The sequence below is a fragment of the Pseudomonas guariconensis genome, from assembly GCF_900102675.1.
Lineage (GTDB): Bacteria > Pseudomonadota > Gammaproteobacteria > Pseudomonadales > Pseudomonadaceae > Aquipseudomonas > Aquipseudomonas guariconensis.
In genome coordinates, this window is sequence record NZ_FMYX01000017.1 from 1 (window position 1) to 22789 (window position 22789).

Consider the following 22789-nt stretch of genomic DNA (forward strand, 5'->3'; position numbering starts at 1 on the left):
ACTCACCGCCGATGTAGTTGCCGTAGCGGCTCTTGAAGGAAATTTTCGCGCCTTCGGTACCCGGATGTGCGTAACGCATGGTGTGTCTCCTGGCTCTAGCTCGTAGGGGTTGTGAGTGTGGTGTCGTTGTGCGCCGCTCAATAGGCTTGCGGTGTTTCACCCCGGGCCAGACGCTGGTTGATGTCGTCGATCACCCCTGGCAAATCGGCGATGGTGTCGATCAGGTAGTGTGGACGGGACGGCTCGAACATCTTGACGATGCGCGCGCGCTCCTCGGCCAGTTTGGCCGCCGGCAACGACTTGTAGGCCTGGTAGGACAGGCCCAGGGCATTGCCCGAGCAGGTAAGGGCTACGGTCCACATGCCGGCGCGACGGCCTTCGAGGATGCCCGGCCAGGTGTCGTCGACCTTGACGCAGGCGGCGACGTCATCGATGCCCAAGGCAATCACGTTGGCCAGAGCCTGGGCGGGCCATGGTCGGCCATTGGGTGTTTCGTCAGTGGCCACCACATGATCGGCGACATAACCGTTGTGCTTGGCCAGTTCCACAACCTTGTCCATCACCACTTTCGGGTAGCCGGAACAGGAGCCGATCTTGAGCCCCTTGTCACGCACCGCTGCGATGGCCTCAAGGGCACCCGGGATCAGCGCCGAATGCATGGCGATCTTCTCGATCTGCAGGGGCATGAAGCGCTCGTAGATGGCTGTGACGTCGTCGTCGGTCGGTGTACGACCGAACACCTTGCGGTAGCGCTCAGCAATCTCGGGCACATCGCACAGGGTACGGATGTGATCCCACTTGCCCATGCCCATCGGGCCACGGGCTTCGTCCAGGGAAACGCTCACACCGAATTCGGCGAAGGCTTCGACGAAGATCTGGGTGGGCGCGAACGAGCCGAAATCGACGACGGTACCGGCCCAGTCGAGAATCGCGGCTTGCAACGAGGAAGGCTGTTCGTAGTGCATCGTGGTGGCTCCGGAAATCGCTAACAGGCACCCAAGATCCGCGCAAGGAATCCAGGTCAACGGTATGGGAAAGCGTCGAGGCAGCTAAGCGTGCCGCCTCGACAGGGCCGACTCAGGCAGCTGGACGTTGCATGTCCACGCCCATCGCCAGAAGAGCGTCGGCGATGGCACGCAGCAGTTGGTGAACGATGTGTTCGTCGATCTGGCCGATGCAGCCGATGCGGAAGCTTTCGGCCACGGTCAGCTTGCCGGGGTAGATGATGAACTGGCGGGCCTTGAGTTCGTCGTAGAAACGCTTGAAGTCGAAATTCGGATGCTCAGGGCTGAAGAACGTGGTGATGATCGGCGACAGCCAGCAGTCTTCAAGCAAGGTCTTGAAGCCTAGCTCGCGCATGCCGGCCACCAGCACATCGCGATTGCGCGTGTAGCGCGCTTGCCGGCCCGCCACGCCACCTTCGGCACGGTGCTGCTCCAAGGCCTTGTGGAAGGCCACCACGCTGTGGGTCGGCGGAGTGAAGCGCCATTGTCCGGTGCGCTCCATGTAGGCCCACTGCTCGAACAAGTCCAGACTCAGGGAGTTGGCGCGGCCCTTGGCGGCCTCCAGCACACTGCGACGGATAATCACGAAGCCAAAACCCGGGATGCCTTCGATGCATTTGTTGGCAGACGAGACCAGCACATCGAAGGCGATGTCCTGAACGGTCAGGGGCACGGCGCCGAAGGAACTCATGGCATCGACGATCAGGCTCTTGCCATGGGACTTGACCACGTCGGCGATGGCGCGCAGCGGGTTGAGGATGCCGGAGCTGGTCTCGCAGTGGACGATGAAGACGTTGGTGACGTCCGGGTTGGCCTTGAGCAGCGCATCGACTTCATCCGGCTGGGGCGGCAGGTAGTCGCCCTTGTCCAGGGTGATGTAGGCGCGCTCGAGGTATTCGAGGGTCTTGCTGGCGCGCTGGCCGTAGGCACCATTCATCAGGACCAGGGCCTTGCCGTCCTTGGGGATGGTCGTGGCCAGGGCCGCCTCGACCGAATAACTGCCGCTGCCTTGCAGCGGGACGCAGGCGAAGCTGTCATCCTCCACGCCGGCCATGCTCAACAGTTGCTGACGAACCTCGGCCGTGACCCGATTGAAATCACCGTCCCATGAGCCCCAGTCGCGCAGCATGGCCTCTTTGGTGGCCTTGGAGGTGGTAAGCGGGCCTGGCGTCAGCAGGTAGGGCTCACCCAGGGCTGGCGGGGCGAGCGGGAGGGCTTCGGCTTTGGTCATGATCTTCTCCGGCGGTTTTGTTTTTGTGAAGGAGTGATGCATGAGCGCATGGAAGCAATTTGCACTGGATAAGAAAAATCGATTTATCGTATTTCACAAATAAGCTTTGTTTATTTATCGCAGTTTCCAACGCCTCCAGCGTCTAGACCCATCGCATTTCACGATCATCCCTAGGCATATTCTCGATTGCTCACAGCGCCAGCCTCCTGCAAGCTGCCCTGCCTGCCTTCGCAACGAGGAACCCGCACGTGTCCGCCTGGCTTCCGATGCCGCTACGTCATTTCAAGCAGCGCTTGCGCAACGAGTCGCCCACTGACAACAGACTCCTGGCGTTCTTTCAGGACAAGGCCGACAGCCGCGGCTACCAGCTGAGCGACGGGCAACGTCGCGTCATCCAGGCCATGGCCGAACAACTGGCCCTGCTGGAACAAGGCCAGGCGCGCAGTCTCTACCTGCATGGCTCAGTGGGGCGTGGCAAGAGTTGGCTGCTCGACGGGTTCTTCCAGGCCGTGCCGGTCGAGGCAAAGCGCCGCCTGCACTTTCACGATTTCTTCGCCCGCCTGCACCAGGGCATGCACCGCAACCGAGCGCTGAACGATGCCTTGGGCGCAACGCTGGACGAACTGCTCGATCACTGCCAAGTGCTGTGTTTCGATGAATTCCATGTCCATGACATCGGCGATGCCATGCTCCTCACCCGCCTGTTCAACGCTCTGTTCGACCGCGGCGTGTGCCTGCTGGTGACCTCCAATTACGCCCCCGAGGGGCTGCTGCCCAACCCGCTGTATCACGAGCGCTTCCTGCCGGTGATCCGCCTGATCCACAGCCGCATGCAGGTGCTGGAAGTCGGCGGTGACACGGACTTTCGCAGCCTGCCGGCGAACCGCGCGCATCAGCGCTTTACCCAAGGGCATTACCTGTGGCCTGGCGATGCCAACCAGCGCCAGAGCCTGGCGCTTCCGGTCGCACAGCCAGTCCTGCTGGAGGTGAACAAACGCAACCTGCGCGCCCTGGCCAGCCAGGGACGAGCGGTGATGTTCGCCTTTGCCGACCTGTGCGAACAGGCCACAGCGGTAATCGACTATCTGGCGTTGGCCGAGCGATTCGACGCGTGGATCATCGACGGGCTGGACGACCTGTCCGAATGCTCGCTGGCCGCGCAGCAACGCTTCGTCAATCTGGTGGACGTGCTGTACGACCAGGACAAGACCGTGACAGTGATCGGCAAGCGGCCGCTGGCAGAGAGCCTGGGCGGCTCACTCGCCGACCTGATGCGTACCCGCAGCCGCCTGGGGCAACTGCATCAGGTCGGGCCTGACTGAGCGCACGCTTCGCACTGCCCAGTCAACTCGCCCTGGGCAGATCCGCCAATACCCCTTCGATTTCAACGAGCACCGCCGGATCGTCCAGCGTCGAAGGCGGCACGTAGTCCTGGCCATCGGCGATCTTGCGCAGCACCGCGCGCAGGATCTTGCCCGAACGGGTCTTGGGCAGGCGCTTGACCAGACGCACGCGGTTGAAACACGCCAAGGCGCCAATGTGCTCGCGCACGCTGGCCACCAGCTCTGCCTGCAACTGCTGCTCGCCGATCCCATCGCCGTCCTTGAGCACTACCAGCGCCAGCGGTACCTGGCCCTTGATCTCGTCATGAACGCCGATCACTGCGCATTCGGCCACCGCCGGATGGCGGGCGACCAGGTCTTCCATTTCACCCGTGGACAGGCGATGGCCCGAGACGTTTATGACATCGTCAGTGCGCCCCATGATGTAGACAAAGCCGTCATCGTCCAGGTAACCGCCGTCACCGGTGTGGTAGTAACCCGGGTGGGGGTGCAGGTAAGCCTGCAGGTAACGCTCGTGATCACCCCAAAGGGTCTGGCTGCAACCGGGCGGCAAGGGCAAGGCAATGACGATCGCGCCCTGCTCGTTCGGCCCCAACAGTCGGCCCTCGTCATCGAGCACCTGTACGTTGTACCCCGGCACCGCACGATTGCTCGAGCCTGGCCGCGCCGCGCTGCCCTCCAGGCCGACGCAGGGCGCGGTGACCGGCCAGCCCGTCTCGGTCTGCCACCAATGGTCATGCACCGGTTTGCCGCTGACCCGCTCCAGCCATTGATGGGTGCTCGAATCCAGTTTCTCCCCGGCCAGGAACAACTGGCGCAGCGAGCTCAAATCATGACGACGGATCAGCGCTCCGTCCGGGTCTTCCTTGCGGATCGCCCGCATGGCGGTGGGGGCGCAGAACAGGCCATTGACCTGGTACTGCTCAACCACGCGCCAATAGGCCGAGGCGTCCGGGGTGCGAATGGGCTTGCCTTCGTAGAACACTGTGGTGCAGCCATTCATCAACGGCCCATAGACGATCAGCGAATGCCCGACCACCCAACCCACGTCCGAAATGCCCCACCACACGTCCCCAGCCTGCATACCGTAGATGTGCCGCATGGCATAGCACAGGGCGACTGCGTTACCGCCGTTCTCGCGCACGATGCCCTTGGGTTTTCCGGTGGTGCCGGAGGTGTACATGATGTAGAGCGGATCACCCGCCTCCAGCTCCACCGAGGGCACCGGGTCGACACCGGCCTGCGCCTGCTGCCAGTCCAGATCGCGCCCCGGCTGCAGGGTGGCGTGGGCCTGCGGGCGTTGCAGCACCAGGACATGACGCGGCTGGTGCCTGGCCAGTTGCAAGGCGCGATCGACTAGCGGCTTGTATTCGATCACCCGGTCGAACTCCAGGCCGCAGGAGGCGGTGAGCAGCAGCGTGGGTCGGGCGTCATCGATGCGCAGGGCCAGTTCGTTGGCGGCAAAGCCGCCGAACACCACCGAGTGCACGGCACCGATTCGCGCGCAGGCCAGCATGGCCATGGCGGCCTGGGGCACCATGGGCATGTAGATGATCACCCCATCGCCCTTGCCCACGCCCAGCTGCCGGAGCAGGCCGGCCAGGCGGGCCACTTCATCTCGCAACTGGTGGTAGGTGAAGGTCTGTTGCACGCCGGTCACCGGCGAGTCGTAGATCAACGCCAGCTGGTCGCCGCGGCCCTGCTCGATCTGATGGTCCAGGGCCAGGTGGCAGCTGTTCAGGCGGCCATCGGCGAACCAACGGTGGGTGCCGTCGGGGTTCTCCTGCAGGGTCAGCGAAGGCTTGCGATGCCAGGCCAGGTGTTCGGCCTGTTCGGCCCAGAAGGCAGCGGGGTCGGCGATGGAGTGGGCGTAGCTGTGCTGGTAGGTCATGGCGATTTGCAACCCGGTACTTGTTGTTATTGAAGGGCGAACCCCGAGTATGGACCGGTACCCCGCGCCCGCCATCGGACTTAAGTCGCAACCGATATGCAAGATTGCACGGGGTTGTCGCCCCGCTACAGCACGAGGCCTAGAATAGGGCTTCTCGTGAGCCAAAGAGCCGTTTCAATGGATATCGACCAGGCCCGTACCTTCCTGGAAATCGTGCGCTGCGGCAGCCTCGTCGCCGCCGCCGAACGCCTGTTCGTATCGCAGACGGCCATCAGCGCGCGGGTACAACGCCTCGAGCAGCAACTGGGCTGCCAGTTGTTCATCCGCAGCCGCAACGGCGCAACCCTCACCAGCGACGGCGAGGCGTTCATCATCTACGCAAACCAGATGGTGCAGACCTGGGAGGCCGCCCGCCGCGACCTGCCGCTGCCCCAAGGGTGCCAGCAAGTGCTGCACGTGGGGGGCGAGGTGAGCCTGGCCAACCCGATGATGCTCGCCTGGGTCAGCGCCCTGCACCGGGAATTGCCCAGCCACGCCATCCGCAGCGAGGTGAGCGATGGCGAGTCGTTGCTGCGCAAGGTGGAAATGGGCCTGCTCGATGCCGCGCTGGTGTACCAGCCGACCTACGGCCCGGGGCTGCAGGTGGAGCAATTGATGGAGGAAAAGCTGATCCGCGTGCGCCGGGTCGGTCAACCCGAGCCCTATATCTACATCGACTGGGGCGAGGCCTTCCGTCGCCAGCATGATGCCGCCCTGCCCGACTGCGCACGCCCGGCGCTGAGCTTCAACCTGGGCCCCTTGGCGTTACAGTTCATCCTCGAGCAAGGGGGTAGCGGCTATTTCCGGACGCGGGTGGTGCAGGCCTACCTGGAAAAAGGCGTGGTCGAGCGGGTTCCACAGGCGCCGGAATTCACCTACCCGACCTTTCTTGTCTACGCCCGCAAGCGCGACAGCGAGGCCTTGCAGCAAGCCTTCAATGTGCTGCGCCGGCTGGTGGCCACCGGCGATAGCGATTGGTCACAGCGCTGGGACCCGATTATCTGAACGTTGCGCGGCGGCGTTGAGCAGGTGCCGCTTGAGCCCGGCGATAAGATCGGTCTGGGTGATCACTCCGACCAACTTGTCATCCTCGAGCACCGGCAGGCAATGCAGGCCCTGCTCGCTGAGCAACGGCAACAGGCGATCGAGCGGATGCTGGCTGCTGACACTGATGACCCGGCGGCTCATCACCTGCTCCATACGCACCACCGGGCGACGGAACAGCCCACGCCAACTGAAACGTGCTCGGGCCATGGCCGGGCCGACCAGGTCGCTGAGGCTGACAATGCCCACCAAACGCCCTCCTTCCAGTACAGGCAGGGTCTTGAGCTGGTGGTTGGCAAGCATCTTCCAGGCCTGCTCCAAGGTAGTGGCCGGCGACGCGAACTGCACGTCACGGGACATCACCGAGGCCGCGGTGATACCGTACAGGCTGCGTTGCAGGGCATGCTGCTCGGTGGCCAGGATGATGCGCTCGAGCTCATCGCGCGTAACATCGACGAACTCGCCCAATTCTTCCAAGGCGACATCCAGGTCTTCGCTGTTCACCCCGACCCGCTCGCTGGGCAGCGGATCGTGGGTGTGGTGCAGGTCTTTGCGCGGCAACGGGCCCTTGGGGTAGCGCACGCCGGTGAGACGGTTGTAGAGCACCGCCACGACAATCAGGATCAAAGCATCGAGCACGATCGGCTCTAGCAGATGGTTGCCCAGCGCCGTCAGCCCCGGGTCCGCCAGCACGGCACCTACCGCCACCCCGCCACCTGGAGGGTGCAGGCAGCGTAACAGGCACATCATCACGATCGACAGTCCCAGGGCGCTGGCTGCGACCCACAGTTCAGTACCCAGGTAATGACGCATCACCAAACCCACGATACAGGCCACGGCATAGCTGCCCAGCACCGGCCACGGCTGGGCCAACGGCCCGGAATGCACCGCGAACACCAGCACTGCCGAGGCGGCCAGGGGGCCGAGCAGGTGCAGGGCGACCGAGGGACCATAGGCCAGGCTGACGAGGGTTCCGGCAAGCAGCAGGCCAAGCAGCGCGCCAAGGCCAGCACGCAACCATTCTTTGGGAGGGATGTTCAGGGGCGCAGGCAATAAGCGCTGCAGACGGTTTTCGGGACGCGAGGCAGACATCAGGGCAGTCGATCGTGTTCTTCTTGATTTGAAAAGAAAGCCCAGCCGAACGGGCCTGGGCTTGTATTGCCAATGCAATAGCTTAATGGCTCCGTCCCTGGAGATGGAAACACGAAGTTTCATGGCGGCGATTGTGCCGGGTGTGATAGCAAGCGGGCCAATTCAAAAAAGTGCCGCTGTACTGCAATTTTTTTGCAGTGCCAGGCGTTACGGTGGCCTCGTGGAAGTGGATTTACCGGCCAATACAGGGCTGACGGTGGTCCTCATGGGCGCTGGCGAAGCCTGCGATGGGCTGTGGCAGACCCCACAGTGAACCAATCGAGGTGCTGCCCGTGGCGCCTTCAACGCCCCTTGCGCGGCAGCGCGATACTCACCCGCAAACCGCCCAACGGGCTTTCCAGCAGCGCCAACGTCCCGCCCCAAGCCTCGACGATATCGCGCACGATACCCAGGCCCAGGCCATGCCCATCGACCTGCTCATCCAAGCGCGAGCCCCGCTCCAGAACCTGCAGACGCGCGGCTTCGGGAATGCCAGGGCCGTCATCGTCGACCCACAGCTGATAACCCTCGACCGTCGGCGCGATACCCAGGCGCACCTCGCTGTCGGCCCATTTGCAGGCGTTGTCCAGCAGGTTGCCGAGCAGTTCCAGTAGATCCTCGCGGTCCCATGGCAACAACAGTCCCGGTGGCACGTCGCGTTCAAGCAGCAGCCCTTCGCCATGGATCATGCCCAGGGTGCCGAGCAAGCCCGGCAGCTCGGTGTCACAGTCAAACTGCGCACCGGGCAGCGCGTCGCCGGCCAGACGCGCACGGTTGAGTTCACGGGCCAGGCGTTGCTGGATCTGCTCGAGTTGCTCGCGCAGTTGCTCACGTACGTCCGGCAAGCCCTTCAGGCGTTCACTGGCCGCCAGGCTCAGCAGGACCGCCAGCGGCGTCTTCAGGGCATGGCCGAGGTTACCCAAGGCGTTACGCGAGCGGCGCAGGCTGTCCTCGGTGTGCGCCAGCAGGTGGTTGATCTGGTCCACCAAAGGTTGCAGCTCACTGGGCACCTGGGCATCGAGCTGGGAGCGCTGGCCTTGCTGCAACTGAGCGATCTGCTGACGTGCCCGCTCCAGCGGGCGTAGCGAGCGGGTCACGGTCAGGCGCTGTAGCACCAGCACCAACACCAACGCCACCAGCCCCATGCCAAGACCGATCTGTTGCATGCGCCTGAAGCCCTCGCGCACCGGGGAGTAATCCTGGGCCACGCTGATCGAGATGTCCTGGCCCAGGCGTCGGTAGTCTGCACGCAGGGTCAACAATTGCTGACCCTCCGGCCCTAGCTCAAGGCCATCCTCGAGCCCCGCAGCCGCAGGCTTGGGCATGTCCAAATCCCATAGCGAGCGTGAGCGCCACGTGCCTTGGTCGAAGTCGATGCGAAAGTAATAGCCCGAAAAAGGGCGCTGATAGGCCGCCGATATGCGTCGCTCGTCCAGCTGCAGCCCTGACGGCCCGCGCACCAGGGCCACCAGCAGGTTTTCGCTCTCCTTGCGCAGGCCGGCCTCCAGGTAACGCTGCAAGCCGACCTCGAACAGCCACAGACTCAGCTGGGCCAGGACCAGGCCGACCACCACCAGCACGGCCACCAGACCCAGGCTCAAGCGTGCCTGGATCGACCTCACGCCGCGCTCCCGGCATACACGTAACCCTGGCCGCGGCGGGTCTCGATCACGCTGCGACCCAGCTTGCGACGCAGGTGGTTGACATGCACTTCCAGCACGTTGGAGTCGCGCTCGGTCTCGCCGTCATACAAGTGCTCGGCCAAGTGACTCTTGGACAACACCTGTTGCGGGTGCAGCATGAAGTAGCGCAACAAGCGAAACTCCGCAGCGGTCAGTTGAATGTCGACACCTTCGCGGATCACACATTGACGGCCTTCATCCAGGTGCAGGCCAGCGGCCTCCAGCGTCGGCTGATTGGCCAGCCCCCGGGCACGACGCAACAACGACTGGATACGCAGTTGCAGCTCCTCGGGGTGGAAAGGTTTGGTCAGATAGTCATCGGCGCCGGCCTTGAGCCCTTCGATACGTTCAGCCCAGGAGCCGCGCGCGGTGAGGATCAGCACCGGCGTGGCCAGGTTGGCGGTGCGCCACTGGCTCAGTACCTCGAGCCCCGGCAGGCCGGGCAGCCCCAGGTCAAGGATGATCAGATCGTAAGGTTCGCTCTGGCCCTGGTACACCGCGTCACGGCCATCGGCCAGCCAGTCCACGGCATACCCCTGGCGCTGCAAGCCGGCGATCAATTCGTCGGCCAGGGGGACATTGTCCTCGACAAGCAGCAGGCGCATTCAGTCGTCTTCCTCGTCTTTGAGCAGCTCACCGGTGCGGGCATCGAGCTTGATCTCCCGTACCACGCCGGCCGGGGTCAGCAACTCGACCTCGTAGGCGTATCGGTCATGTTTCTCTTCGAGCTCCGCCTCCAGCAAACGCGCCCCGGGATAACGTCCCAGGGCGGATTCGAGCAGGTGTTCCAATGGCAGGATGATGCCCTTCTGACGCAGTTCGAGGGCTTCATCCTGGTCCAGATCTCTAGCACCGGCCAGCGAACAGGCGGCCATCAGGGCCAGGGCCAGGTAGCGCGCCGTTCGCGGTAGATCACTCATCAGTTGTCTCGTTCGTCCTTGAGGACTTCACCGGTCTTGGCGTCCAGGTCCACGTCCCATTCGACGTTCTGGGTGTCGCGCAGCTCGACTTTGTAGATGTAGCGGCCGTACTCGTTCTCAAGCTCGGAGTCGGTCACGGTGGCACCCGGGTGCTTGGCTACGGCGGCAGCCTTGAGCTCGTCCAGGGACTTGATGGTCTTGGCATTGACCAGCTTCACCACTTCATCGGGCTGAACGTCCTTGGCGAAGGCAGCATTGGCACCGAAAGCGAGGGCGGCGGCAGTGAACAGGGCAGTCAAAGTTTTCATGGGTTCTCTCTCCATCGAGATCAGCAAGTTGTCTACGGGGTTAAGATTACCCCGCGGTCCTTAATCCAACCTGAAAACAGCTGGCCGCATGATAGCGCAGCTTTGTCTCCCATTTCGCGGGTAAACCCGCTCCCGCAGACCACACCTGTGGGCGCGTGCTTGCCTGCGAAAAGGCCGATACAGACAATCCCCTTTATAATCACCCGCTTGTTGCCTGCGAGATCTGTCATGAGCGCCATCCACATCAAGTACCCCGCCCTGACCTTCAAGGCAGGCCAACGCGCCTTGCGCCAGATCCGCGAGCGCGGCCTGCGGGCAGCCGATGTGGGCGTATTGCCAGGCGCCGCTGGTGGCCCCAAGCCACTGGGCATCCAAGGGCTGGACCTGGCGCTGTTTGGTGAGTGGCTGCCCTCGGCCCCGCGCCAACGCGCACTGATCGGTGCCTCGATCGGTGCCTGGCGCTTCGCCAGTGCTTGCCTGAGCGACCCCGTCGATGGCCTGCGCCGCCTGGGTGAGTTGTACACCGAGCAAAATTTTGCCAAAGGCGTGACGCCGACCGAAGTCAGCCAAAGCTGCACGCGCATGCTCGATGAACTGCTGCAAGGCCGCGATGGGCAGATACTCGCCAACCCGCATTACCGCCTGAACATCATGGTGGTCAAAAGCCACGGCCTGCTCGCCGACGACCATCGCGCTCGCCTGGGCATGGGGTTGTCCTCGGTGATCGCCAACAACCTGCTGGGCCGCTCGCGCCTGGCGCGGCACTTCGAGCGGGTCATCCTGCACGACGGGCGTGCCGCGCCGCCGCTGGACGCCCTGACCGATTTCCCGTCGCGCTGCCTGCCACTGGACCTGGCCAACTTGCGCCAAGCCCTGCTCGCCTCAGGCTCGATCCCCATGGTGATGGAAGGCGTACGTGACATTCCCGGCGCAGGCGCCGGCACCTACCGCGACGGCGGCCTGCTCGACTATCACCTGGACCTGCCCTACCAGGGCGACGACCTTGTGCTCTACCCGCACTTCACCGACAAAGTGGTGCCCGGCTGGTTCGATAAAGCCTTGCCTTGGCGCCGCGGCGATGCCACGCGTCTGCAGAACGTGCTGCTGATGACGCCATCGCCCCAGTACCTGGCCGCTCTGCCCTACGGCAAGCTGCCAGACCGCAACGACTTCAAACGCTTCATGGACGATGCACCTGCGCGAAAGCGTTACTGGTACAAGGCCATTGCCGAGAGCCGGCGCCTGGGCGACGAACTGCTGGAGCTGATCACCACCGGGCGGCTTCATGAACAGCTGCAAGCCTTGTAACGGGCATGCTGATAAACTGCACGCCAGCATTGTTTTCAAGAGTCTCTAAAGCGTGGAAATCTTCAAAGAATTTACTTTCGAATCGGCCCACCGCCTGCCCAACGTTCCCGCCGGGCATAAGTGCGGTCGCCTGCACGGCCATTCGTTCAAGGTCGGTCTGCACCTGACCGGGCCGCTCGATCCTCACACCGGCTGGATCCGCGACTTCGCCGAGATCAAGGCGATCTTCAAGCCGATCTACGAACAGTTGGATCACAACTACCTGAACGACATTCCGGGCCTGGAGAACCCCACCAGCGAAGTGATCGCCAAGTGGATCTGGGACCAGGTCAAGCCCCTGCTGCCGGAGCTGTCGAAGGTCCGCATCCATGAAACCTGCACCAGCGGCTGCGAATACAGCGGCGACTGAGTTCGCTGGACGGGCGCCTGCGCGGCGCCCCTGCTCGCGGTCGGCGGGCTAACCCAGCGCCTGCTTGAGAAAGGACGGCGCGATGTAGCGTTGGTAGTGCGCTTCGGAAAGCAAGAAAAACTCCCGGTCAATGGCATCGCGCAACTGCGGCAGCTCCCAGTCGCGAAACTCTGGCAGCAAGGCCATGCCGTAGGCTTCCAGGTCCCGGATCATGCGCGCGCCGCGGGCGATCAACTGATAGGCCCAGCAATACTCGGACTGGTGCGCCAGAAAACGAATCGAACGTTGCTCCAGTTGCTGGCGCAGGCATTGTTTGTCGAACACTTCCAGCTTGGCCATCATCACCTGCACCAGCAATTGCTCCAGGCGCTGCCAGACGGCACGTTTTTCGTCCTCATCGTAGCTGTTCCAGTGGATCACTTCATGATGAAAGCGCTTGCAACCCCGGCATACCAGGTCGCCATAGACCGTGGAACAGAGCCCTACGCAAGGGGTTTTGATGGAGTGGTTGGACATGTACAGACAACAGCCTGGCGGTGGAACACCCGGCAATGTTAGCCCTTTGTCTAAGCAGGGTCACTCGTTAAAGTCGTATGCGCCGCCTTACGTTCGCCCTTTTTTTCCCGTAGAATCACACCGCCTTTTCAAGGCACCAATGTCCGTTGGAAGCTGTTTTCAAAGCGTCACGAGCACAGTTCATCCGGTAGAACGGCGTTGGCCGGGGCATGCCACCGTGCATGGCCCGCGCCAGCCCTCATCAGCTCACCGTTCTACAGGCGTAAAACTTTGAAAGCAGCTTCTGTAAGGATTCTCTGCGACCCTGGCTGGGCGGCCCACAAAGCCGTCATTGCGCATGGGTGCAAAGAATGCTGGATGAGCGTCCCGGACTCCCCTTTAGGGACCACTGATGAGGGTAATAACTGTGCTTGAAGCCTACCGCAAACACATCGAAGAGCGTGCCGCCCTGGGCATCGTGCCCCAGCCGCTTAACGCCGAACAAACTGCAGGCCTGGTCGAGCTGCTGAAAAACCCGCCGGCCGGCGAAGAAGCCTTCCTCGTAGACCTGATCACCCACCGCGTTCCCCCAGGAGTCGACGAAGCCGCCTACGTCAAGGCCGCTTTCCTCTCCGCCATCGCCAAGGGCGAAGCCAAATCCCCGCTGATCGACCGCAAGCATGCCACCGAGCTGCTGGGCACCATGCAGGGCGGCTACAACATCGAGACGCTGGTCGCGCTGCTGGATGACGCCGAACTGGGCGCCGTCGCGGCCGAACAGCTCAAGCACACCCTGCTGATGTTCGATGCCTTCCACGATGTGGCTGAAAAAGCCAAGGCCGGCAACGCTCACGCCAAAGCCGTCCTGGAATCCTGGGCTGCCGGCGAATGGTTCACCGCCCGCCCGGCCATCGCCGACAAGTACACCCTGACCGTGTTCAAGGTGCCTGGCGAAACCAACACCGACGACCTGTCCCCTGCCCCGGACGCCTGGTCGCGCCCTGACATCCCACTGCACGCCCTGGCCATGCTGAAGATGGCCCGTGACGGCATCGAGCCGCAGCAGCCTGGCTCGGTCGGCCCACTGGCCCAGATCGAAGCGGTCAAGGCCAAGGGCTTCCCGGTCGCCTATGTCGGTGACGTGGTCGGTACCGGTTCCTCGCGTAAATCGGCCACCAACTCGGTGCTGTGGTTCTTCGGCGACGACATCCCGTACGTGCCGAACAAGCGCGCCGGCGGCTTCTGCTTCGGCACCAAGATCGCCCCGATCTTCTACAACACCATGGAAGACGCCGGCGCCCTGCCGATCGAATTCGACTGCACCAACCTGGCCATGGGCGACGTCATCGACGTCTATCCGTTCAAAGGTGAAGTACGCCGCCATGGCAGCGACGAGCTGGTCACCACCTTCGAGCTGAAAACCGAAGTCCTGCTGGATGAAGTCCGCGCTGGCGGCCGTATCCCGCTGATCGTCGGCCGTGGCCTGACCGAGAAAGCCCGTGCCGAACTGGGCCTGGGCGCTTCGGATCTGTTCAAGAAGCCAGAGCAGCCTGCCGACACCGGCAAGGGCTTCACCCTGGCGCAGAAGATGGTCGGCCGCGCTTGCGGTCTGCCAGAAGGCCAGGGCGTGCGTCCAGGTGCCTACTGCGAGCCGAAGATGACCACCGTCGGTTCCCAGGACACCACCGGCCCGATGACCCGCGACGAGCTCAAAGACCTCGCCTGCCTGGGCTTCTCCGCCGATCTGGTCATGCAGTCGTTCTGCCACACCGCGGCCTATCCGAAGCCGATCGACGTCAACACCCACCACACCCTGCCGGATTTCATCCGTACCCGTGGCGGCGTGTCCCTGCGTCCAGGCGACGGCATCATCCACAGCTGGCTGAACCGCATGCTGCTGCCTGACACCGTCGGCACCGGTGGCGACTCGCACACCCGCTTCCCGATCGGCATTTCCTTCCCGGCCGGTTCCGGCCTGGTCGCCTTCGCCGCTGCCACCGGCGTCATGCCGCTGGACATGCCAGAGTCGGTACTGGTTCGCTTCAAGGGCAAGCTGCAGCCTGGCATCACCCTGCGTGACCTGGTCCACGCCATCCCTTACTACGCCATCCAGCAGGGCCTGCTGACTGTCGAGAAGAAGGGCAAGAAGAACATCTTCTCCGGTCGCATCCTGGAGATCGAAGGCCTCAATGAGCTGACCGTCGAACAAGCCTTCGAGCTGTCCGACGCCTCGGCCGAGCGTTCCGCCGCCGGTTGCACCATCAAGCTGCCGGAAGAGTCGATCGCCGAGTACCTGAAGTCCAACATCACCCTGCTGCGCTGGATGATCAGCGAAGGCTACGGTGATGCCCGTACCCTGGAGCGCCGCGCCCAGGCGATGGAAGCCTGGCTGGCCAAGCCTCAGCTGCTGTCCGCCGATGCCGACGCCGAGTACGCTGCGGTCATCGAGATCGACCTGGCCGACGTCAAGGAGCCAGTGCTCTGCGCGCCGAACGACCCGGACGACGCCCGTCTGCTGTCGACCGTCGCCGGCGACAAGATCGACGAAGTGTTCATCGGTTCGTGCATGACCAACATCGGTCACTTCCGCGCTGCAGGCAAGCTGCTGGACAAGGTCAAGGGTGGCATTCCAACCCGTCTGTGGCTGGCCCCGCCAACCAAGATGGACGCCCACCAGCTGACCGAGGAAGGCTACTACGGCATCTACGGCAAAGCCGGTGCGCGCATGGAAATGCCAGGCTGCTCGCTGTGCATGGGTAACCAGGCACGTGTACAGACCGGTTCGACCGTGGTCTCCACCTCGACCCGTAACTTCCCGAACCGTCTGGGCGACGCCACCAACGTCTACCTGGCTTCGGCCGAGCTGGCCGCAGTTGCCTCGATCCTCGGCAAGCTGCCGACCGTTGAAGAGTACCTGCAGTACGCCAAGGACATCGACAGCATGGCTGCCGACGTCTACCGCTACCTGAGCTTCGACCAAATCGCCGAGTTCCGCGAAGCGGCGGCCAACGCCAAGATCCCAGTGGTCCAGGCGTAATGAGCGGCAAGCTGTAAGCTACAAGCTGTAATAAGAAGCCCCGGCAGAGATGCCGGGGCTTTTTTGTGGGCCTTGCATTGACTGCCCTGGACGCCTGGCAGGCACAAGCAGATGGAACAACGTGCGGGTTTACCCGCGAGAGGCTGGCAAGGCGCGCTCACATCACAAAGAGATCGACAAACCGCTGCACCGCTGTGCCTTCCAGCCTCGCCTGATCCTTGCACAAGGCAAAGATCTCATCACAGCGCTGACGCACGAACCGCGTCGCCAGGTTCTCCCTGAACTTGGCCTCCAACAGCGGTATGCCCTCCCCGCGCCGCCGCCGATGGCCGATCGGGTACTCCACCACCACCTGGGCGGTATGGGTCCCGTCCTTGAAAAACACCTGCAGCCCATTGGCAATGGAGCGCTTGTCCGCCTCCAGGTATTCCCGGCTGAAGCGCGGCTCCTCGACCACTTCCATCTTCTCGCGCAAACGATCGATGCTGGGGTGGGCAGCATGGAATGCGTCCTCGTAGTGCTCAGCTACCAGGTTGCCGAAGATCAGCGGTACTGCAGTCATGTATTGCAGGCAGTGGTCACGATCGGCCGCATTGGCCAAGGGGCCGACCTTGGAGATGATGCGGATCGCCGACTCGTTGGTGGTGATGACGATGCGATCGACTTCGTGCAGGCGATTGCGCACCTGCGGGTGCAGCGTCACGGCAGCCTCACAGGCCGTCTGCGCGTGGAATTCGGCCGGGAAGCTGATCTTGAACAGCACGTTCTCCATGACATAAGTGCCGAACGCTTGAGGGAGACGCAACGTGCGCTGGTCGACGGGCTTGAGCGCCAAGTCCTTGTTGGTATGGCTGAACGAGACATCGTAGAAGCCCCACTGCGACGCCGTGAGTACGCCCGGTACGCCCATCTCGCCACGCATGGCGATATCGGCCAGGCGCACTCCCCGACTGGACGCGTCGCCCGCCGCCCACGACTTGCGCGAGCCGGCATTGGGCGCATGACGGTACGTCCGCAGCGCCTGGCCATCGACGAAGGCATGGGACAAGGCCGAGAGCAATTGCGCCCGATTGGCGCCCATCAGTTTGGCGCACACTGCCGTGGAGGCAACCTTGACCAGTACCACGTGATCGAGGCCGACGCGATTGAAGGCGTTTTCCAAGGCCAGCACCCCCTGGATCTCGTGTGCCATGACCATGGCTTCGAGCACCGTGCGCATGGTCAGCGGCGATTCACCGTTGGCCACGCGTTTTTGCGAAAGGTGGTCGGCAACCGCAAGGATGCCGCCCAGGTTATCGGAGGGATGGGCCCATTCGGCGGCCAGCCAGGTGTCGTTGTAATCCAGCCAACGCACGGTACAGCCGATGTCCCAGGCAGCCTTGACCGGGTCCAGCCGGTAGGCCGTACCGGGCACCCTTGCGCCATGAGGGACCACGGTGCCCTCCACCAGCGGGCCGAGGTGCTTGGTGCATTCAGGAAAGCGCAGCGCCAGCAAGCCACAGCCCAGGGTGTCCATCAGACAGTTGCGGGCGGTATCCAGGGCTTCGACCGACTCGACCTGGTAGTCGAGTACGTAGTCGGCGATGGTCTGCAGGACCCGGTCGTAGTCCGGGCGGTCGTTGAGGTCTACGTTGGCGCTCATTGTCTGCTCCCTTGAATAGGGGCCGCAGCGCAGCCCCTTCTCAACGCAAGCCGAGCGCCAACGACGTGCTAGAAGCTATCGCCAGGCACGCGCACCCAGCCTTCCATCAACACGCGAGCACTGCGGCTCATGATCGCTTTGGTCACGGTCCATTCACCGTCCACCTTGCGCGCCTCGGCCCCAACCCGCAAGGTGCCAGAGGGATGACCGAACCGCACAGCGCTGCGCTCGCCGCCGCCAGCGGCGAGATTGACCAGCGTGCCCGGAATCGCCGCGGCAGTGCCAATCGCCACCGCTGCAGTCCCCATCATGGCGTGGTGCAGCTTGCCCATCGACAGCGCGCGCACCAGCAGGTCGACATCGCCCGCCTCGACAGGCTTGCCGCTGGACGCGGTGTACGACACCGGCGGCGCGACGAAGGCGACCTTCGGCGTGTGCTGGCGCCCCACCGCCTGGTCGACATGCTCGATCAGCCCCATGCGCACTGCGCCATAGGCGCGGAGTGTCTCGAAGCGCATCAGCGCGGCAGAATCGCCGTTGATGGCATCCTGCAGCTCGGTGCCGGTGTAACCGATATCGGCAGCATTGACGAAGATGGTCGGGATCCCGGCATTGATCAAGGTCGCCTTTAAGGTCCCGACACCCGGTACCTCCAGATCATCGACCAGATTGCCGGTGGGGAACATCGAACCACCGCCGCCCTCCTCGTCGGCAGCCGGATCGAGGAACTCCAGCTGCACCTCGGCGGCCGGGAAGGTCACGCCGTCGAGCTCGAAATCACCAGTCTCCTGCACCTCGCCGTCAGTGATCGGCACATGGGCGATGATGGTCTTGCCGATGTTGGCCTGCCAGATGCGCACGGTGGCGATGCCGTTGCGCGGAATGCGCGCCGTATCCACCAGGCCTGCGCTGATGGCGAAGGAACCGACAGCGGCCGACAGGTTGCCGCAATTGCCGCTCCAGTCGACGAACGCCTTGTCGATGGAGACCTGGCCGAACAGGTAGTCGACGTCATGCTCAGGGCGAGTGCTGCGCGCGAGGATGACCGTCTTGCTGGTGCTGGAAGTGGCGCCGCCCATGCCGTCGATCTGCTTGCCGTAGGGGTCGGGGCTACCGATCACCCGCAGCAGCAGCGCGTCGCGCGCCGGGCCCGGTTGCTGGGCGCGCTCGGGCAGGTCTTGCAGACGGAAGAACACGCCTTTGCTGGTGCCGCCACGGATGTACGTTGCGGGAATCTTGACTTGCGGTACATGTGCCATGTTCGAATTCCTGTTTGCACGCCCCTGTGAGAGCACGTTTACTCGCCAAAGCGTGAGCACGGGCAACAGTGTTGCCTGATCGAACGCTTCGCGGGCAAACCCGCTCCCACAAGGACCGTGCTGCTCCTGTTTAGGCGGTCGCTTCCAGGAAGTCCTGGGCAAAGCGCTGCAGCACACCACCCGCCTCGTAGATCGACACTTCCTCGGCGGTATCCAGACGGCAGGTCACCGGCACCTCGAGGCGCTCGCCGTTACGACGGGTCACCACCAGGGTCAGGGTCGCACGCGGGGTACGCGCGCCAAGCACGTCATAGGTCTCGCTGCCATCCAGGTCCAGGGTCTTGCGGTTGGTGCCCGGCAGGAACTCCAGCGGCAACACGCCCATACCCACCAGGTTGGTGCGGTGGATGCGCTCGAAGCCTTCGGCGACGATCGCCTCGACCCCGGCCAGCCGCACGCCCTTGGCCGCCCAGTCACGGGATGAGCCCTGGCCGTAGTCGGCGCCGGCAACGATGATCAACGGCTGCTTGCGCTCCATGTAGGTCTCGATGGCTTCCCACATGCGGGTCACCTTGCCTTCCGGCTCGATGCGCGCCAGCGAACCCTGTTTCACGCTGCCGTCTTCCTTGCGCACCATCTCGTTGAACAGCTTGGGGTTGGCGAAGGTGGCGCGTTGGGCGGTCAGGTGATCACCGCGGTGGGTGGCGTAGGAGTTGAAGTCCTCTTCCGGCAGGCCCATTTTCGCCAGGTACTCACCCGCAGCGCTGTCGAGCATGATGGCGTTGGACGGCGACAGGTGGTCGGTGGTGATGTTGTCCGGCAGCAGCGCCAGCGGGCGCATGCCACGCAGCGTACGCTCGCCAGCCAGGGCACCTTCCCAGTACGGCGGGCGACGGATGTAGGTGCTCATTGGACGCCAGTCGTACAGCGGCGCAACCTTCGGCCCGGTGTCCTGCTCGATGGCGAACATCGGGATGTACACCTTGCGGAACTGCTCCGGCTTGACCGCTGCCTGGACCACGGCGTCGATTTCCGCATCGCTCGGCCAGATATCCTTCAGACGGATTTCCTTGCCATCGACCACACCCAGCACATCCTTCTCGATGTCGAAGCGGATGGTGCCGGCGATGGCGTAGGCCACGACCAGGGGCGGCGAAGCCAGGAACGCCTGCTTGGCATACGGGTGGATGCGCCCATCGAAGTTGCGGTTGCCGGACAGCACGGCGGTGGCATACAGGTCGCGGTCGATGATTTCCTGCTGGATCTTGGGGTCCAGCGCACCGGACATGCCGTTGCAGGTAGTGCAGGCGAAGGCGACGATGCCAAAGCCCAGTTGCTCCAGCTCCTTCTCCAGCCCGGCTTCTTCCAGGTACAGCTGCACGGCCTTGGAGCCTGGCGCCAAGGAGGACTTGACCCACGGCTTGCGGGTCAGGCCCAGCTTGTTGGCATTGCGCGCCAGCAGGCCTGCAGCGATCACATTGCGCGGGTTGCTGGTGTTGGTGCAGCTGGTGATGGCAGCGATGATCACCGCACCGTCTGGCATCTGCCCGGGGACTTGCTCCCAGGCACCGGCGATCCCCTTGGCGGCCAGGTCGCTGGTCGCGACGCGGGCGTGGGGGTTGGACGGGCCAGCCATGTTGCGCACCACGCTCGAGAGATCAAAGCTCAGGACACGCTCGTATTCGGCCTTGGCCAGGCTGTCGGCCCACAGGCCGGCGGTCTTGGCATAGGTTTCCACCAGCCTGACCTGTTGCTCTTCACGGCCGGTCAGCTTGAGGTAATCGATGGTCTGTTGATCGATGGCGAACATCGCCGCCGTCGCGCCGTACTCCGGCGCCATGTTGGAAATGGTGGCGCGATCCCCCAGGGTCAGGGCGCGGGCACCTTCACCATGGAACTCCAGGTAGGCACCGACCACCTTCTGCTTGCGCAGGAATTCGGTCAGCGCCAGGACCAGGTCGGTGGCGGTGATGTTCGGTTGCAGCTTGCCGGTCAGTTCGACGCCGACGATTTCCGGCAGGCGCATCCAGGAGGCGCGGCCGAGCATGACGTTCTCGGCTTCCAGGCCACCGACGCCGATGGCGATCACGCCCAGCGCATCGACGTGCGGAGTATGGCTGTCGGTGCCGACACAGGTGTCCGGGTAGGCAACGCCATGATCGTTGTGGATGACCGGGGACATCTTCTCCAGGTTGATCTGGTGCATGATGCCGTTGCCCGGCTGGATCACATCGACGTTCTTGAACGCCTTCTTGGTCCAGTTGATGAAATGGAAACGGTCTTCGTTGCGGCGATCTTCGATGGCGCGGTTCTTTTCGAACGCCTGCGGGTCGAAACCACCGCATTCCACCGCCAGGGAGTGATCGACGATCAATTGCACCGGCACCACCGGGTTGACCTGGGCCGGGTCACCGCCTTTTTCGGCGATGGCATCACGCAGGCCCGCCAGGTCGACCAGGGCGGTCTGTCCGAGAATGTCGTGGCAGACCACGCGCGCCGGGAACCATGGGAAGTCCAGATCGCGCTTGCGCTCGATCAACTGCTCCAGGGAAGCGTTGAGGGTAGCCGGATCGCAACGGCGCACCAGGTTCTCGGCGAGCACGCGGGAAGTGTACGGCAGGCCATCGTAGGCGCCGGGCTTGATCGCCTCGACGGCCGCGCGGGCGTCGAAGTAGTCCAGGTCGGTGCCTGGCAGGTTCTTGCGAAATGCGGTGTTCATATCGTTATCAGGCTCGGTCACGGTTTACCTAAGCGGGCACCACCCCTGCAGGAGCGGGCTTGCTCCTCTCCTGCAGGGAACGCGGAGCGCTCTGTTTCAACGCTGCTCGATGGGCACGAACTTGCGTTGCTCGACGCCAACGTACTCGGCACTCGGACGGATGATGCGGTTGTTGGCGCGCTGTTCGAAGACGTGCGCAGCCCAGCCGGTCAGGCGCGAGCAGACGAAGATCGGAGTGAACAGCTTGGTCGGGATGCCCATGAAGTGGTACGCCGAGGCATGGTAGAAGTCGGCGTTGGGGAACAGGCGCTTCTGCTCCCACATGGTCTTGTCGATCGCTTCGGAGACCGGGTACAGCACGGTGTCACCCACTTCATCGGCCAACTGCTTCGACCAGCCCTTGATGACCTCGTTGCGCGGATCGGACTCTTTGTAGATCGCATGGCCAAAGCCCATGATCTTGTCCTTGCGCTCAAGCATGCGCAGCAGCTCGGCAACGGCCTCCTGCGGGCTCTGGAAGCGCTCGATCAGCTCCATGGCCGCTTCGTTCGCGCCGCCGTGCAGCGGGCCGCGCAGCGAACCGATGGCTGCAGTGATGCACGAATACAGGTCCGACAGGGTCGAGGCGCAGACACGGGCGGTGAAGGTCGAGGCGTTGAACTCGTGCTCGGCGTAGAGAATGAGCGAGACATTCATCACCTTGACGTGCAGCTCGCTCGGCTTCTTGCCATGCAGCAGGTGCAGGAAGTGGCCGCCCAGGGTGTCTTCGTCGCTGGTGCAATCGATGCGTACGCCATGGTGGGTGAAGCGGTACCAGTAGCACATGATCGCCGGGAAGACGGCCAGCAGGCGGTCGGTCTTCTCGCGCTGGGCCTCGAAGGTCAGTTCAGGCTCCAAGGTGCCCAGTACCGAGCAGCCGGTGCGCATCACGTCCATCGGGTGGGCGTCGCGGGGGATGCGTTCGAGCACTTCCTTGAGGGCCTGGGGCAGCTCGCGCAGGCCTTTGAGCTTGCGTTTGTAATCAGCCAGCTCTGCCTTGGTCGGCAGCTCGCCGTACAGCAGCAGGTAGGCGACTTCTTCGAATTCGGCACCGGCCGCCAGATCGCGGACATCGTAGCCACGGTAGGTCAGGCCGGCACCGGCCTGGCCAACGGTCGACAGCGCGGTCTGGCCGGCCACCTGGCCACGCAGGCCTGCGCCACTGAGTACTTTTGCTTCGGCCATGGTGTGTTCTCCTTTCTTGAATTTGTTATCGAAATCTTGCTGGCTAATTCGGTTGCCTGTGCCGGTCTCATGCGTGGGGTGAAACCCACTCCTGCAGGTCCGG

The 22789-nt window shown here is 63.5% G+C and carries 19 protein-coding genes; 5 read left to right on the plus strand and 14 right to left on the minus strand.

Annotated features, from left to right (window positions below; translation table 11 throughout):
* The 3 genes from BLS27_RS24015 to BLS27_RS22055 form a co-directional block, all read right to left on the minus strand.
* Positions 1–79 (minus strand): hypothetical protein (locus tag BLS27_RS24015; protein ID WP_244155263.1); only part of this gene is annotated, 79 nt, incomplete at its 3' end.
* Positions 80–137: 58 nt separating this feature from the next.
* Entirely contained in the window at positions 138–965 is an 828-nt protein-coding gene (gene phnX, locus BLS27_RS22050) for a phosphonoacetaldehyde hydrolase (RefSeq protein WP_090346850.1), read from the minus strand.
* Between the two features lie 112 nt (positions 966–1077).
* Entirely contained in the window at positions 1078–2235 is a 1158-nt protein-coding gene (locus tag BLS27_RS22055) for a 2-aminoethylphosphonate--pyruvate transaminase (protein ID WP_090346851.1), read from the minus strand.
* 248 nt (positions 2236–2483) lie between these two features.
* On the opposite strand from BLS27_RS22055, the gene zapE reads away from it, so the two are divergent.
* Positions 2484–3557 (plus strand): cell division protein ZapE, encoded by a 1074-nt coding sequence (zapE, locus tag BLS27_RS22060; RefSeq protein ID WP_090346852.1) that lies wholly within the window; start codon positions 2484–2486, stop codon positions 3555–3557.
* Positions 3558–3579: 22 nt separating this feature from the next.
* Here the strand turns inward: zapE and BLS27_RS22065 are convergent, their stop codons facing one another.
* A complete protein-coding gene (locus BLS27_RS22065) occupies positions 3580–5469 on the minus strand; it encodes a propionyl-CoA synthetase (protein ID WP_090346905.1) in 1890 nt (629 codons plus the stop codon).
* Between the two features lie 177 nt (positions 5470–5646).
* Between BLS27_RS22065 and BLS27_RS22070 the strand changes: the two genes are divergently transcribed.
* Positions 5647–6513 carry a LysR family transcriptional regulator gene (locus BLS27_RS22070; protein ID WP_090346853.1) on the plus strand — a complete coding sequence of 289 codons (867 nt, stop codon included), beginning with the start codon at positions 5647–5649 and terminating at the stop codon, positions 6511–6513.
* On the opposite strand, the gene BLS27_RS22075 is transcribed toward BLS27_RS22070, so the two are convergent.
* The 5 genes from BLS27_RS22075 to BLS27_RS22095 all read right to left on the minus strand — a co-directional run bounded on the left by BLS27_RS22075 (position 6487) and on the right by BLS27_RS22095 (position 10593).
* A complete protein-coding gene (locus tag BLS27_RS22075) occupies positions 6487–7644 on the minus strand; it encodes an HPP family protein (RefSeq protein WP_090346854.1) in 1158 nt (385 codons plus the stop codon). The two genes, BLS27_RS22070 and BLS27_RS22075, sit on opposite strands and share 27 nt — an antisense overlap.
* A gap of 341 nt (positions 7645–7985) precedes the next feature.
* Positions 7986–9305, minus strand: coding sequence for a sensor histidine kinase (locus tag BLS27_RS22080; RefSeq protein ID WP_043213977.1), 1320 nt, complete (start codon positions 9303–9305; stop codon positions 7986–7988).
* Positions 9302–9970 carry a response regulator transcription factor gene (locus BLS27_RS22085; protein ID WP_070574033.1) on the minus strand — a complete coding sequence of 223 codons (669 nt, stop codon included), beginning with the start codon at positions 9968–9970 and terminating at the stop codon, positions 9302–9304. Before BLS27_RS22085 ends, BLS27_RS22080 begins: the two co-directional genes overlap by 4 nt.
* Complete coding sequence (locus BLS27_RS22090) at positions 9971–10285, minus strand: PepSY domain-containing protein (protein ID WP_090346855.1); 315 nt, start codon at positions 10283–10285, stop codon at positions 9971–9973.
* The gene (locus tag BLS27_RS22095; RefSeq protein WP_043213984.1) at positions 10285–10593 is read right to left on the minus strand and encodes a PepSY domain-containing protein; all 309 of its coding nucleotides are present in this window, start codon (positions 10591–10593) and stop codon (positions 10285–10287) included. Before BLS27_RS22095 ends, BLS27_RS22090 begins: the two co-directional genes overlap by 1 nt.
* Positions 10594–10821: 228 nt before the next feature.
* On the opposite strand from BLS27_RS22095, the gene BLS27_RS22105 reads away from it, so the two are divergent.
* Positions 10822–11901 carry a hypothetical protein gene (locus BLS27_RS22105; protein ID WP_043213988.1) on the plus strand — a complete coding sequence of 360 codons (1080 nt, stop codon included), beginning with the start codon at positions 10822–10824 and terminating at the stop codon, positions 11899–11901.
* Between the two features lie 52 nt (positions 11902–11953).
* Positions 11954–12310: a 6-carboxytetrahydropterin synthase QueD gene (queD, locus tag BLS27_RS22110; RefSeq protein WP_043213989.1), complete on the plus strand. Its 357-nt coding sequence runs from the start codon at positions 11954–11956 to the stop codon at positions 12308–12310.
* A 48-nt stretch (positions 12311–12358) separates the two neighbouring features.
* On the opposite strand, the gene BLS27_RS22115 is transcribed toward queD, so the two are convergent.
* The gene (locus tag BLS27_RS22115; RefSeq protein ID WP_090346856.1) at positions 12359–12826 is read right to left on the minus strand and encodes a DUF1289 domain-containing protein; all 468 of its coding nucleotides are present in this window, start codon (positions 12824–12826) and stop codon (positions 12359–12361) included.
* 406 nt (positions 12827–13232) lie between these two features.
* Between BLS27_RS22115 and acnB the strand changes: the two genes are divergently transcribed.
* A complete protein-coding gene (gene acnB, locus BLS27_RS22120; RefSeq protein WP_043213992.1) occupies positions 13233–15842 on the plus strand; it encodes a bifunctional aconitate hydratase 2/2-methylisocitrate dehydratase in 2610 nt (869 codons plus the stop codon).
* A gap of 157 nt (positions 15843–15999) precedes the next feature.
* Here acnB and prpD read toward each other — a convergent pair whose 3' ends face one another.
* The 4 genes from prpD to prpC form a co-directional block, all read right to left on the minus strand.
* On the minus strand, positions 16000–17484 hold the full coding sequence (prpD, locus tag BLS27_RS22125) for a 2-methylcitrate dehydratase (RefSeq protein ID WP_090346857.1): 1485 nt from the start codon (positions 17482–17484) through the stop codon (positions 16000–16002).
* 68 nt (positions 17485–17552) lie between these two features.
* Complete coding sequence (gene prpF / locus BLS27_RS22130) at positions 17553–18743, minus strand: 2-methylaconitate cis-trans isomerase PrpF (protein ID WP_043213997.1); 1191 nt, start codon at positions 18741–18743, stop codon at positions 17553–17555.
* 130 nt (positions 18744–18873) lie between these two features.
* Positions 18874–21462, minus strand: a complete 2589-nt coding sequence (acnD, locus tag BLS27_RS22135; RefSeq protein ID WP_043213999.1) for a Fe/S-dependent 2-methylisocitrate dehydratase AcnD — start codon at positions 21460–21462, stop codon at positions 18874–18876.
* A 96-nt stretch (positions 21463–21558) separates the two neighbouring features.
* The gene (gene prpC / locus BLS27_RS22140; RefSeq protein WP_043214001.1) at positions 21559–22686 is read right to left on the minus strand and encodes a bifunctional 2-methylcitrate synthase/citrate synthase; all 1128 of its coding nucleotides are present in this window, start codon (positions 22684–22686) and stop codon (positions 21559–21561) included.
* Positions 22687–22789: the final 103 nt, after the last annotated feature.